We start from the raw sequence: 12,718 nt of genomic DNA on the forward strand, positions 1-12,718 counted from the left end.
CTCGCCTGAACAGATTACAGCACGCGACCCAGTGTTTGGCGCAGATGTGCGCCCGCGCCCAGCAGGCCTGGCTGATCGTGCGTGATCATAAACACCGGGATATCGACCAGATAATCACGGAAGCGGCCTTTATCTTCAAACGCGGCACGGAAGCCGGAAGCTTTGAAGAAGTCGAGGAAGCGCGGCACAATTCCCCCTGCGATGTACACGCCACCAAAGGTACCAAGATTGAGCGCCAGGTTGCCGCCGAAACGACCCATGATCACGCAAAACAGTGACAGCGCGCGACGACAATCGATGCAGCTATCTTTCAATGCACGCTCGGTGACATCTTTCGGCTTGAGGTTTTCGGGCTCACGGCTGTCAGATTTGACGATGGCGCGATAGAGATTCACCAGACCGGAGCCTGACAGCACGCGCTCTGCCGACACATGACCCAGCTCCGCGCGCAGCACTTCAAGAATCTCGCCCTCTTCTTCGCTGTTCGGGGCGAAGTCAACGTGCCCACCCTCTCCCGGCAAGCTGATCCAGCGTTTATCAACGTGCACCAAATGGCTGACGCCCAATCCGGTGCCGGCGCCATAAATGGCAATCGGTTTGCCTTCGACCGGCGCTTTGCCACCAAATTGAATCACTTCATTGTCGGTCAGCATCGGGATTGCCATCGACACGGCGGTGAAATCATTAATGATTTCCAGGCTGTCGAATGCCAAATGTTCTTTCATCTCACGCGTTGAGAATGCCCAATCGTGATTGGTCATCTCCACCCAATCACCGGTGATAGGACAAGCAATCGCGATACAGGCATGCTTAATGTCCAGCTTTTGCTCATCGAGATAAGCACGAATCACCGCTTCGAGATTGTCGTAGTCTGATGTTGAGAATGTTTTGGCCTGGGAGATGGCACCGGTTTCCACCTCACACAGGGCGAGACGGGCGTTGGTACCGCCCACATCGCCGACCAGGGCGTATTTTGTCATTCTTCTGCTGCTCCGCTTGGGTCATAAACAATTGCAGGACACTATATAAGAGCCTGCCAATAAAACAATAACGCCCACCAGCACGATGGGCGTAAACACTTCTGGTGCGTGCCACAGCCTGACAATCAGCGGCTTCACTGTATAGAGGCAACTTTCCGAAACTGCGGGCTTATCGCGCCAGGCGTTATCGTCGTAGCCTCACGGGAAACGGACGGTGCGGAGAAACCGGAGCGTACCGGGAGTACGTAAGGATTTCAGGCCCCGCCTGGTCTAAAGTCACAAAGCGTAAGCCGGATAGCGGCTAGCCGCCGTTGCGCTGGTGCAGAGCCGCCGTGACTTTACGCAACAACGGCGGCAGATCTTGTTTCTCCATCACCACTTCCACCAGCGTCAGGCGACGATGACGCATCAATTGCTCCATCACCGCCGTTAACTGCACCGTTTCGCTCACTCGCCAGCTTTGTGCGGCACACTGGACGCTCATCGCATGTGGCAACGCAGTCCAGTTCCACTGCGCGATGTCGTTATAGCGCTGTTCAGCGCCATGGATCGCCCGCTCAACCGTGTAACCCTCATTATTGATCAGGAAAATAATTGGCTGTTGCCCATCACGCTGCATGGAACCCAGTTCCTGGATTGTCAGCTGCGCTGAACCGTCACCGATAATCAAAATGACGCGCCGGCCAGGTTGTGCCGTTTGTGCACCAAAGGTCGCCGGTAGAGTATAGCCAATCGATCCCCATAGCGGTTGCACCAGCAATTGCGCGCCCGGCGGCAAACGCAGCGCGGCCGCACCGAAGGCGGCCGTGCCCTGATCGGCCAGGATAATATCATCCGGCTGCAGGAAGCGCTGCATCGCCTGCCAGAATGCGCGCTGACTGATTACCGCATCATCGTTTTGCTCAATTTCTTCGCAAGATGCGGTGTCAGCCAGCGCCCAATGTGTGCAGTGGCGTTGATAAACGGGCAGTAATGCGGCGAGGGCTTGCGCCATGCTAAGCGGCGCAAAGCGTTCGCCCCCCACCATGGCGTGAAACGGTTGCAGGTCGATAACGCGCTCTGCAGGTAATTGCTGGGTGAAACCGGCGGTCAAGGTATCGGTGAAACGCACGCCCACGCACAACGTCACGTCCGTCTCCTCGATAGCACGGCGCACCTGATCGCTGCTGCCCTCAGCCGCATAAGTGCCAACATAACCTGCCTGTTGTTCATCAAGCACGCCTTTGCCCATCAGTAATGTGGCGGCGGGAATGGCGCGCAGTTGGCGGAGTGAAAATAGCTGCGATTGCAATTGCCAACGTGAAGCGAGGAAATCGGCCAGTAACGCCACGCGCTGTGCAGGAGCCAGTAAGCGTTCAGCGGCAACAGCAAAAGCTGTCGCAACTGCGGTGTCCTGATGGACAGGCGCAACGGGCTGGGCATCAGGCACCGTAATCTCCGTCGCCGCGACATCCACCGCCAGCAGCAGATAGCCGGGCCGGTGCTGGTCAAGCGCTTCCGCTATCACGCGGTCAATTTCTTCAGCCGCATTCTCCGCAGTCAGCACCGCGCTGGCGGTACTGACCTCTTGTGCCATGCGCAGGAAATGATGGAAGTCCCCATCACCCAGTGAATGATGTACACAGTCACCTTGCTGTTGCGCACGACTGGCTGGCGCGCCAACAATATGAATAACCGGGACATATTCGGCATAGCTGCCCGCAATCCCATTGATCGCACTCAGTTCACCCACACCAAAAGTGGTGAGCAATGCAGCAGCACCGTTGCAACGACCGTAGCCATCCGCCGCGTATGCGGCATTGAGTTCATTGGCGCAGCCGACCCAGGCAATCTCGGGGTGGGCGATAACACTGTCGAGAAATTGCAGATTGTAATCACCCGGCACACCGAACAGATGACGGATGCCAGCTTGCTGTAAACGGTGCAGTAAATAGTCGCCAACGTTGAGGGTTTTCATCGACAGCTCCTTCTTAAGGGGATGATCGAAGTATCAGCGATGTGGCTGAATTGGCGAGATTTTCACCATCAGCGCATGGTGATTTGTGGCAAGCAATCGTTACGACGACAGAAAATTCTGTAAGTTGCGATCTTCGGCGCGTTTCGGCTTAGTGTAAACGCATACACTGCTATGCTGATGTCACTTTCTCCCTTCTTGAGACAGGAACGCTGCATGTCTGTATTTCCTCACCCCGAACGTTATCAACAGATGCAATATCGTCGCAGTGGCCGTACCGGCCTGAAATTACCGGCTATTTCGCTGGGTTTATGGCATAACTTTGGCGACAGCACCCGTGTCGACAACAGCCGCGAACTCCTGCGCCACGCCTTTGACCGTGGCATCACGCACTTCGACCTGGCCAATAACTACGGCCCACCGCCGGGTTCCGCCGAATCCAATTTTGGACGCATTTTGCGTGAGGATTTTGCCGGACTGCGCGATGAGTTGGTGATCTCCACCAAAGCCGGTTACACCATGTGGGACGGCCCTTACGGCGACTGGGGCTCACGCAAGTATCTGATTTCCAGTCTGGATCAGAGCCTGAAGCGCATGGGGCTGGAGTATGTCGATATCTTCTACCACCATCGCCCTGACCCGGAGACGCCGCTGGAAGAGACCATGCGTGCGCTGGATCAGGTGGTGCGCCAGGGTAAAGCGCTGTATGCCGCCATTTCCAATTACCCGGCAGATAAAGCAGCCGAAGCGATTGCCATTCTGCGCGATCTGGGCACCCCTTGCCTGATTCATCAGCCGAAATATTCCATGTTCGAACGTGCACCGGAAGAGCAAGGATTACTGGATGTGCTAGGTGATAATGGCGTCGGCTGCATCGCCTTCTCTCCGCTGGCCGGCGGCGTGTTGACCGATCGCTATCTGCAAGGCATCCCGGAGGATTCGCGTGCCGCCAGCGGCAGTCAATTCCTCAATGAGAGCCAGTTGACGCAAGAGAAGATGGAAAAAGTGCGTAAGCTGCAGGCCATCGCGCAACAGCGTGGGCAGAAGCTGGCACAAATGGCGCTGAGCTGGGTGCTACGTGATGCGCGTGTGACTTCGGTGCTGATTGGTGCGAGTAAAACTGCGCAAATTGATGATGCGGTTGAGATGCTAAGCCAGCCCATGCTGACAACTGAAGAGATCGAAGCGATTCATAACATATTAGTGTAAACGCTTACCTACCCGGCTCATGCCGGGTATTTTCCGCAGCAGAAAATTCTCAATTCAGATTTCCCGCAACGTTTTCAGACTCACTCTCAAGGCAACACTGGACCGATGTGGCACACTAGCGCAACGGTGGCAGTGATAAGCCACTGAAAAGGAGAAGTTATGAAACGTGCAATTTTGTTTGCCGCCTTGCTGGCAACACTTTCACCCCTGGCAATGCACACAGCAGAAGCCAACAGTGCTACCCTGACGCTGGCTCCGGGTGTCACGCTGCATCTCGGCGATCGCGATCGTCGAGGTTACTATTGGGATGGCGGCCGCTGGCGCGAGCCGCGTTGGTGGAATGACCGTTATCGCTACAACGATCACCGCTGGTGGCGTCATGAAGAGTGGCGTCGCCATGAGGCTTACGAACGTGAGCGTGAACGCCGCTGGCATGAGCGGGAACGCCGTGAGCACTGGCGCCATGACCATCGTCATGATGACAGGCATGATCACCACCACCATTAATACAAAAATCCCGGCCTGATAGCCGGGATTTTCTTTTCTTCCTGATGACCAGCCGAAAAGTTACCAGCCGAGCGCCTCGCCCACCAACAGATAGAGATTCAATGCCACTACCAGCACCACTATCAGGCGTCCGGCGTTCTGCATCAGGCGCGAATTGACCATCTCATCGCCCATCAACTCGCGGTTGCCGGTAAAGGCCAACAGCGGGATCAATGCCAGTGCGATACCGAAACTCAACAGCACCTGGCTCATCACCAGAATGCGCGTCGGATCCCATCCGGCCCAGATTACGATAAAGGAAGGCAGCATAGTGATAGTGCGACGCAGCCACAGCGGAATATGGAAGCGAATAAAGCCCTGCATCACGACTTGCCCCGCCAGCGTTCCCACCACGGTAGAAGACAAGCCTGCCGCCACCAGACTTAATCCAAATACAATGGCTGCTGCACGGCCCAATAAAGGTTGCAGCGTCAAATACGCCTGATCGAGATCAACGATGCTGGTATGGCCGCTGAAGTGAAAAGCCGCCGCCGCAGTCGCCATCATCGCCAGATTCACAAAGCCGGCAATGGTCATGGCAATCGCCACATCCAGTTTGGTTGATGAGTAGCGATCCGCTTTGCTGCCAATATTGCCGTGTTGCGTCAGTGCCGAGTGCAGGTAGATCACGTGCGGCATGATGGTGGCACCCAGCACACCGGCAGCGAGGAACACAGCGTCAGAGGTTGGCAGCGAAGGCAGCGCCATACCGGTGACCAGTTCACTCACTTTCGGCTGCGAGAAAAACAGCTCAACAATATAGGCAGCGGCGACAAACAACAGCAGGCCGCCAATCACCAATTCCAGCGGCTTCTGCCCCCGGCTTTGCAGCATCAAAATCAGGTAGGTGGCGACACCCGTGAGCACTGCACCTTGCAGTAGCGAAATCCCCAGTAATAATTTAAAGCCGAGTGCCGCACCGATAAATTCAGCAAGGTCAGTGGCCATGGCGATGATTTCCGCCTGCACCCAGTAGAACCACACCGCCGGGCGCGGAAAACGATCGCGGATATGTTCTGCAAGATTTTTACCGGTGGCTATACCGAGTTTGGCCGACATCAACTGAATCAGCATCGCCATCACATTGGCCCAGACCACCACCCACAGCAGTTTGTAGCCGTAGGCCGCACCTGCCTGAATGTTGGTGGCAAAGTTACCGGGATCGATATAACCAATCGCCGCGATGAAGGCGGGGCCCAGCAGCGCGAGCTTGATTTTTCTGGCTCCGCGAGCAGCGCGCTCAGCGGTGCGACTTTCTGACATAGTGTGGACCCTGTCCTAACGCTTGTTGACCCGTGCAGCTTAGCGGGCGCTCAAGGCAAGTGAAATTTGATTATAGTTATCGTATTAATAGATGGTGCTATGAAGTATAGCCATTGCTATACCTTGCGGTAAAGCCAGTTCTTGCCAAAATGTTTGCAACAGGAATCACTCTACTCTCGGGTTATTTTATAGACAATGTTTTTGTGGATATTTCTTGTGAAGACTTTGTGAAGAGGTTGTGAGCGGTGAGACTATTCTTAGAAATTTGTCGATACCGAATACTTATAATGTGGTTTTGATCTCGTTTTTAAGTAACGCGTTACATAGAATACGCAACAAAATACAACCCTCCTCAAATTTGGAGCCGACATGTCCCATATTTTGCACTTTCTTTTGGCATTAGTGGTGGTAGCCGTACTGGCCTTGCTGGTCAGTCACGATCGTAAAAGCATCCGCATTCGCTACATCGTTCAGCTTCTGGTGATCGAAGTTTTGCTGGCGTGGTTCTTCCTCAACTCTGAAGCGGGCCTCGGCTTCGTCAAAGGGTTTGCAGGTCTGTTTGATCATCTGCTCAAGTATGCCGCCGAAGGTACCAACTTCGTGTTTGGCAACATGAACGACAAAGGCCTGGCGTTCTTCTTCCTTAATGTTCTGTGCCCGATCGTGTTTATCTCGGCGCTGATCGGTATTTTGCAGCATTTCCGTATCCTGCCTTGGGTGATCCGCGGCATCGGTACCGTGCTGTCAAAAGTGAACGGTATGGGCAAACTGGAATCCTTCAACGCCGTAAGCTCTCTGATTTTGGGACAGTCAGAAAACTTCATCGCGTATAAAGATATCCTCGGCAAAATGTCACAGCGTCGCATGTACACCATGGCGGCTACGGCGATGTCGACCGTCTCCATGTCCATCGTCGGTGCCTACATGACCATGCTGCAACCGAAGTACGTGGTGGCTGCGCTGGTATTGAACATGTTCAGCACCTTTATCGTGTTGTCACTGATTAACCCTTACCGCGTCGATAGCGAAGAAGATCTGCAGTTGCAGGATCTGCACAAGGGTCAGAGCTTCTTCGAAATGCTGGGTGAATACATCCTCGCCGGTTTCAAAGTGGCGATCATCGTTGCCGCCATGCTGATTGGTTTTATCGCCCTGATTTCTGGCCTGAACGCGCTGTTTGACCTGATCTTCGGCATCAGCTTCCAGGGTGTGCTGGGTTATGTGTTCTACCCGTTCGCGTGGGTGATGGGCGTGCCGTCCAGCGAAGCGCTGCAGGTGGGCAGTATCATGGCGACCAAGCTGGTTTCTAACGAATTCGTGGCGATGATGGATCTGCAGAAAATCGCCGGTCAGCTGTCACCGCATGCGGAAGGCATTCTGTCCGTGTTCCTCGTGTCCTTCGCTAACTTCTCTTCTATCGGGATTGTAGCAGGTGCGATTAAGGGCTTGAACGAAGAACAAGGTAACGTGGTTTCACGCTTCGGCCTGAAATTGCTGTACGGTTCAACCCTGGTGAGCGTGCTTTCCGCCGCTATCGCCGGTCTGGTTCTGGCCTTCTGATGTTCAGGGCGAGCTGCGGCTCGCCCTTCTCTTCTTAATTATGCCTTTCTGTTCTATCTCACTTCGATTCCCGCTTATCCCCGCCAATCGCCACTTCCCCGCTAAACGCAAAACCTTTGCACAATATTGAATTTCCTTCACGGTTGCCTGCGCCCGTAGCTTTTCTCCATAACGTCACATCTGGAGAATCGTATGAGCATTCAATTTCTTGGCATGATTGGCCACCGACTGGCTTCCGAGATCATCCCCGCCAGCGGCCCGCTGTTTGATAAAGATTACATCGCACGTTTTGCCCGCGCCCATGAAGAAGCGGGCTTTGACCGTATTCTGGTGGGTTATTGGTCCGATCAACCGGATGGTTTTTTGGTCACCGCCCACGCGGCGGCACACACTTCCTCACTGAAATTCCTGCTGGCACACCGTCCGGGCTTTGTCGCACCGACCCTGGCCGCGCGCAAGCTGGCAACGTTGGATCAACTGACCGATGGTCGTCTGGCGGTGCATATCATCAGCGGCGGTAGCGATGTCGAGCAGCGTCGCGATGGCGATTTCCTGAATAAAGCCGAACGCTATGCACGCAGCGACGAGTTCCTCACCGTGCTCAGGCAGAGCCTGGAATCCAGCCAGCCTTATGATCATAAGGGAAACTTTTACCAGGCTGAACAGGCGTTTTCAGCCATCAAGCCCGTGCAGAAAAAACTGCCGGTGTACTTTGGCGGATCGTCTCAGGAAGCGATTGATGTGGCTGCACGCCATGCCGATGTGTTTGCCTTGTGGGGCGAACCGCTGAAAGGGGCGGAAGAGACGGTGCGCAACGTACGAGCCGCTGCGGCTCAGCACGGGCGCGAAATTGATTTCAATATCTCGTTCCGCCCCATCATCGGTAAAACCGAAAAAGAAGCCTGGGAGCGCGCCGAGCATATCCGTGAGCTGGCAGAAAAACAGTTACAAGAGACCGGATTTGCGTTTGGCAAACCCAAGCCGCAAAGCGTCGGTGCTCAGCGCCTGCTGGCTGCCGCCAATGAAGGCGATCGCCTGGACAAAGTACTGTGGACAGGCGTGGCTAAACTGGTGCAAGGCGGCTACAACTCCACTGCACTGGTGGGTACTGCCGATCAGGTTTCCGACGCGCTGCTGGATTACTATCGCCTTGGCATTCACAGCGTGCTGATTCGCGGCTTCGATCCGCTGAATGATGCGGTGGAATACGGCCAGGAACTGATCCCACTGACGCGCGAAAAAGTGGCTGCGCTAAAAACCGCTGACAAAAGGAGCGCCTGATGCGCCTGGCTGCACTGTTTACCGGTGTTGCGATAGCGCTCTCCACGCTCAATCCACTGCTCGCCGCTGATAAAGTCACGCTGCGACTGGGCGATGTTAAGGGGGATCGTTTTGCCGCGTTAAAGGCGTCAGGTGAACTCAATAATCTGCCCTACGATCTGAAACTCACTGCCTTTGATTCGGGTGCACCAGTGCAGGAAGCATTAAATGCCGGTGCACTGGATGTCGGCTTTACCGGTGACCTGCCGTTCCTGTTTGTGTTTGCGGCTGGCGCGCCGGTGAAAGCAGTGGGCGCATGGCAAAACAATCCTGACAGTATCGCGCTGCTGACGCGTCCTGATGCCGGGATTCACCGTTTGCAGGATTTGAAAGGCAAGCAGATCGCGGTGAATCGTGGCGGCTGGGGCCACTATCTGCTGCTTGGCTTGCTAGAGCGTGCGGGATTAAAACCAGACGATGTCACGCTGCGCTTCCTTGGACCTGTTGATGGCCGAGCCGCCTTGACCTCCGGCGCCGTATCCGCGTGGGCGCCGTGGGAACCTTACATCGCCACTTCCACCGCTGTGGATGGCACGGTGCGCGTCGCTGACGGCGGTGGCAAAGGCATTATGTCGGGTTATTCGTATGCGCTGGCGCGTGATGAAGCGATCAATGATGCAGGTAAACGTAAAGCCATTGCCGATCTGCTGGCGCGCCTGGCTAAGGCACAAATCTGGGCGCAGCAACATCCGCAGGAGTTCGCCAGCGTGCTGGGTAAAACACTCAATATGCCCACCAACATTACCAGCAGCTGGATAGCCGATGCGCGCATTCGACCGCTGGTGTTTGATGCCAGCCTAATCCCCACCCTGCAAAAATCGGCTGCCTTCTTCCATCGCTATCAGGTGCTGCCGAAAGCGATCGATGTCAGTAAAGCCTTTGATTTTAGTTTGTCGGCTCAGGCCAATCAGGTCGCTAAAAGCGCGCCGGGAGATAAGTCATGAGTGCCTATCAGCATCATCGTTTACGCGACTTTGTCGGTAACCTTGCCACCTTGCTCGACCAGAATCCCGATGAAGCCACTGTTTTGCAACAGGGCAGTGCCTGGCTGGGCGAGCTGATCCAACATGACGACTGGCTGGACGAGGCTTATACCCATCCGCATCCCGAACACTATCAACAATATCTGCTGTATGCCGATGCCCGACAGCGATTTTCAGTTGTGAGCTTCGTCTGGGGGCCAGGCCAGCAAACGCCGATTCACGATCATCGCGTCTGGGGATTGATTGGCATGCTGCGCGGTGGGGAGATTTCGCAATCCTGGCAGCCGGGGCCGAATGGCCTGCAACCGGAAGGTGCGCCGGTACGTCTTGATCCCGGTAGTGTCGAAGCCGTCTCTCCCACCGTGGGCGATATCCATCGCGTCAGCAATGCCTATGACGATCGCGTCTCGATCAGCATCCACGTTTATGGCGCCAATATCGGCGCGGTCAAACGCGCGGTGTATCGCGAAGACGGCAGTGAAAAACAATTTATCTCCGGTTACAGCAACCGTTACTTACCGAACATTTGGGATCTATCACATGAGTAAACCCGTATTCCCTTTCCGCCAGGCGGCGGACATTCTTGAGGCTCTTCGTCAGCAGCAGGAAGTGGCGATTGTTGATGTGCGCGACGAAGCGCTGTTTGCCACCGGCCATCCGCTGTTTGCGGTGAATATCCCGCTTTCCAAACTGGAGCTGGAACTACTGGATCGCATTCCGCAATTGGAGACAGCCATCACGCTATATGATAACGGCGAAGGGCTGGCACAGACGGCTGCGGAACGAATTGCAGCACTGGGTTACAGAAATATAGCGCTGTTAAAAGAAGATTTAGCCGGTTGGCAGGCTGCGGGCGGTGAGCTGTTTATTGATGTGAATTCGCCGAGTAAGGCCTTTGGTGAACTGGTTGAGCATCACAATCATACCCCTTCCCTGTCAGCCAATGAAGTGCACAGCTTAATCAACAGTGATGCCAACGTGGTGGTGCTGGATGCGCGTCGCTTTGATGAATATCAGACCATGAGCATTCCAGGCGCCACCAGCGTACCAGGCGGTGAACTGGTGTTGCGCGTACGCGATATCGCGCCATCACCGGAAACCACGGTGATTGTGAACTGTGCGGGCCGCACGCGCAGCATTATTGGTACTCAGTCGCTGGTGAATGCGGGCATTCGCAATCCGGTCTTTGCGCTGCGTAACGGCACTATTGGCTGGACGCTGGCAGGCCACGCGCTGGAGCATACTCAGTCGCGCCGATACGGTGAAGCCAGTGAAACGGCACAGCGCCAGGCTGCGACGAACGCGCGTAGCATCGCGGATCGCGCAGGCGTGGAGCGCATTCCTTTGGCAACACTTAAGCGCTGGCAGCAGGAAACACGCACCACTTACCTGTTTGATGTGCGTGACGCTGAAGAGTATGCAGCGGGTCATCTGCCCGGCAGTCGTCATGTACCAGGCGGACAGCTGGTGCAGGAAACCGATCATTACGCCAGCGTGCGCGGTGGACGTATTGTACTGATTGATGACGACGGCGTACGCGCCAATATGACCGCTTCCTGGCTGGCGCAGTTGGGCTGGCAAGTGTCGGTGCTGGAAGAGCTGCAGGCCAGTGATTTCAGTGCCACCGGTGCCTGGAAAGCGCAGGTTCCTGCTGTTGCGCAGCCCGAGTTTGTTTCGCCACAGCAGCTGGCGGAGTGGCTGGAAGAAGGTCAGACCCAGGTATTGGACTTCACCACGCACGCCAATCACCTTAACAGCCATATTCCGGGTGCGGGCTGGCTGCTGCGCTCAACGCTGCAAAAAGAAGGTAAAGCCATACTGCCAGCGGCACGACGTTATGTGCTGACCTGCGGCAGCAGTTTGCTGGCCGGATATGCGGTTGACCAGGTGGCGGAACTCACCGGCAAGCCGGTGTTTGTGCTGGAAGGCGGCAATGCGGCCTGGCGCGCAGCGCAACTGCCGACCGAGCAAGGCGACCAGCAGTTGCTTTCACCGGCGATTGATCGCTACCGCCGTCCGTATGAAGGCACCGATATCGCACCTGCCGTGATGCAGGCGTACCTGGATTGGGAATACGGCCTGGTGGCACAGTTGGATCGTGATGGCACGCACGGCTTCCGTGTGTTGCCTGCTCAAGAACAAGCCGCAACCGCTTAATTCTTAGCGCCATAAATTGCGCCGCGACAAGATTGTGCATAATTTCAGTGCACACTAAGCTCTGGCGGCGCGATTTGTGGCGCGCTCTGATGAAGTGCTGAATGCTGAACGGATAAGATGATCGCAGCGCGTGAGAAGCTGCTGCGGTGCGATTCATTGCGCACTCTGATGCAGTGCTGAATGCTGAACGGATAAAATCATCGCAGTGCGTGAGAAGCTAGCTACTGCGGTGCGATTCATTGCGTCCCCTGAGAAGAAGCCGAAATGCTGAACGGATAAGATCATCGCAGCGCGTGAGAAACTGCTGCGGTGCCATTCATTGCGTCCCCTGAGAAGAAGCTGGAATGCTGAATGGGTGAGATCATCGCAGCGCGCAGGAAGAAGCTCGCGCGTTTTATGGCGCAATTCGTCGAGAGACTTGATATCAAAAGATGGGCGCATTTCAGAACGCTGGTAGTGTCGTCGCACCAATAATGACGCCATTCTGCATATGAAATGAGCAATTATGAATTCAGTAATGTTGGATTGTGTTGCAATTGTTCAGGACGAACAGAGATTTGGTGGAGATAAGCGGGATCGAACCGCTGACCTCTTGCATGCCATGCAAGCGCTCTCCCAGCTGAGCTATACCCCCACATCTGGAAATCTTTTTCAGTGCATCGTTAAAACGATTTGGTGGAGATAAGCGGGATCGAACCGCTGACCTCTTGCATGCCATGCAAGCGCTCTCCCAGCTGAGCTATACC

General features: G+C 55.2%; 11 protein-coding genes and 1 tRNA gene. 7 read left to right on the forward strand and 5 right to left on the reverse strand.

Annotated features, from left to right (window positions below; translation table 11 throughout):
• Positions 1-14 precede the first annotated feature (14 nt).
• A complete protein-coding gene (glk, locus tag ACCW76_RS07850) occupies positions 15-980 on the reverse strand; it encodes a glucokinase (protein WP_436338212.1) in 966 nt (321 codons plus the stop codon).
• Between the two features lie 301 nt (positions 981-1,281).
• Positions 1,282-2,937, reverse strand: coding sequence for an alpha-keto acid decarboxylase family protein (locus ACCW76_RS07855; protein ID WP_436338213.1), 1,656 nt, complete (start codon positions 2,935-2,937; stop codon positions 1,282-1,284).
• A gap of 213 nt (positions 2,938-3,150) precedes the next feature.
• Here ACCW76_RS07855 and mgrA point away from each other — a divergent pair, with 213 nt between their 5' ends.
• Complete coding sequence (mgrA, locus tag ACCW76_RS07860; protein ID WP_436338214.1) at positions 3,151-4,143, forward strand: L-glyceraldehyde 3-phosphate reductase; 993 nt, start codon at positions 3,151-3,153, stop codon at positions 4,141-4,143.
• Between the two features lie 159 nt (positions 4,144-4,302).
• Positions 4,303-4,650, forward strand: coding sequence for a DUF2502 domain-containing protein (locus ACCW76_RS07865; RefSeq protein WP_045816613.1), 348 nt, complete (start codon positions 4,303-4,305; stop codon positions 4,648-4,650).
• A 60-nt stretch (positions 4,651-4,710) separates the two neighbouring features.
• Here the strand turns inward: ACCW76_RS07865 and ACCW76_RS07870 are convergent, their stop codons facing one another.
• Entirely contained in the window at positions 4,711-5,952 is a 1,242-nt protein-coding gene (locus tag ACCW76_RS07870; protein ID WP_034825925.1) for an Nramp family divalent metal transporter, read from the reverse strand.
• A 369-nt stretch (positions 5,953-6,321) separates the two neighbouring features.
• Between ACCW76_RS07870 and ACCW76_RS07875 the strand changes: the two genes are divergently transcribed.
• The 5 genes from ACCW76_RS07875 to ACCW76_RS07895 all read left to right on the forward strand — a co-directional run bounded on the left by ACCW76_RS07875 (position 6,322) and on the right by ACCW76_RS07895 (position 11,972).
• The gene (locus tag ACCW76_RS07875; protein WP_034825912.1) at positions 6,322-7,512 is read left to right on the forward strand and encodes a NupC/NupG family nucleoside CNT transporter; all 1,191 of its coding nucleotides are present in this window, start codon (positions 6,322-6,324) and stop codon (positions 7,510-7,512) included.
• A gap of 192 nt (positions 7,513-7,704) precedes the next feature.
• Positions 7,705-8,793, forward strand: coding sequence for an LLM class flavin-dependent oxidoreductase (locus ACCW76_RS07880; protein ID WP_436338216.1), 1,089 nt, complete (start codon positions 7,705-7,707; stop codon positions 8,791-8,793).
• Positions 8,793-9,776, forward strand: coding sequence for an ABC transporter substrate-binding protein (locus tag ACCW76_RS07885; protein WP_436338217.1), 984 nt, complete (start codon positions 8,793-8,795; stop codon positions 9,774-9,776). Before ACCW76_RS07880 ends, ACCW76_RS07885 begins: the two co-directional genes overlap by 1 nt.
• Positions 9,773-10,363 carry a cysteine dioxygenase gene (locus ACCW76_RS07890; protein ID WP_436338218.1) on the forward strand — a complete coding sequence of 197 codons (591 nt, stop codon included), beginning with the start codon at positions 9,773-9,775 and terminating at the stop codon, positions 10,361-10,363. Before ACCW76_RS07885 ends, ACCW76_RS07890 begins: the two co-directional genes overlap by 4 nt.
• On the forward strand, positions 10,356-11,972 hold the full coding sequence (locus tag ACCW76_RS07895) for a rhodanese homology domain-containing protein (RefSeq protein ID WP_436338219.1): 1,617 nt from the start codon (positions 10,356-10,358) through the stop codon (positions 11,970-11,972). Before ACCW76_RS07890 ends, ACCW76_RS07895 begins: the two co-directional genes overlap by 8 nt.
• 153 nt (positions 11,973-12,125) lie before the next feature.
• On the opposite strand, the gene ACCW76_RS07900 is transcribed toward ACCW76_RS07895, so the two are convergent.
• Together ACCW76_RS07900 and ACCW76_RS07905 are read right to left on the reverse strand one after the other, a co-directional pair.
• The gene (locus ACCW76_RS07900) at positions 12,126-12,413 is read right to left on the reverse strand and encodes a hypothetical protein (RefSeq protein ID WP_436338220.1); all 288 of its coding nucleotides are present in this window, start codon (positions 12,411-12,413) and stop codon (positions 12,126-12,128) included.
• 117 nt (positions 12,414-12,530) lie between these two features.
• Positions 12,531-12,606: transfer RNA gene (locus ACCW76_RS07905), tRNA-Ala, on the reverse strand.
• Between the last annotated feature and the right edge of the window lie 112 nt (positions 12,607-12,718).

Source organism: Pantoea sp. C8B4, assembly GCF_051336905.1.
Classification (GTDB): Bacteria; Pseudomonadota; Gammaproteobacteria; order Enterobacterales; family Enterobacteriaceae; genus Pantoea; species Pantoea rwandensis_B.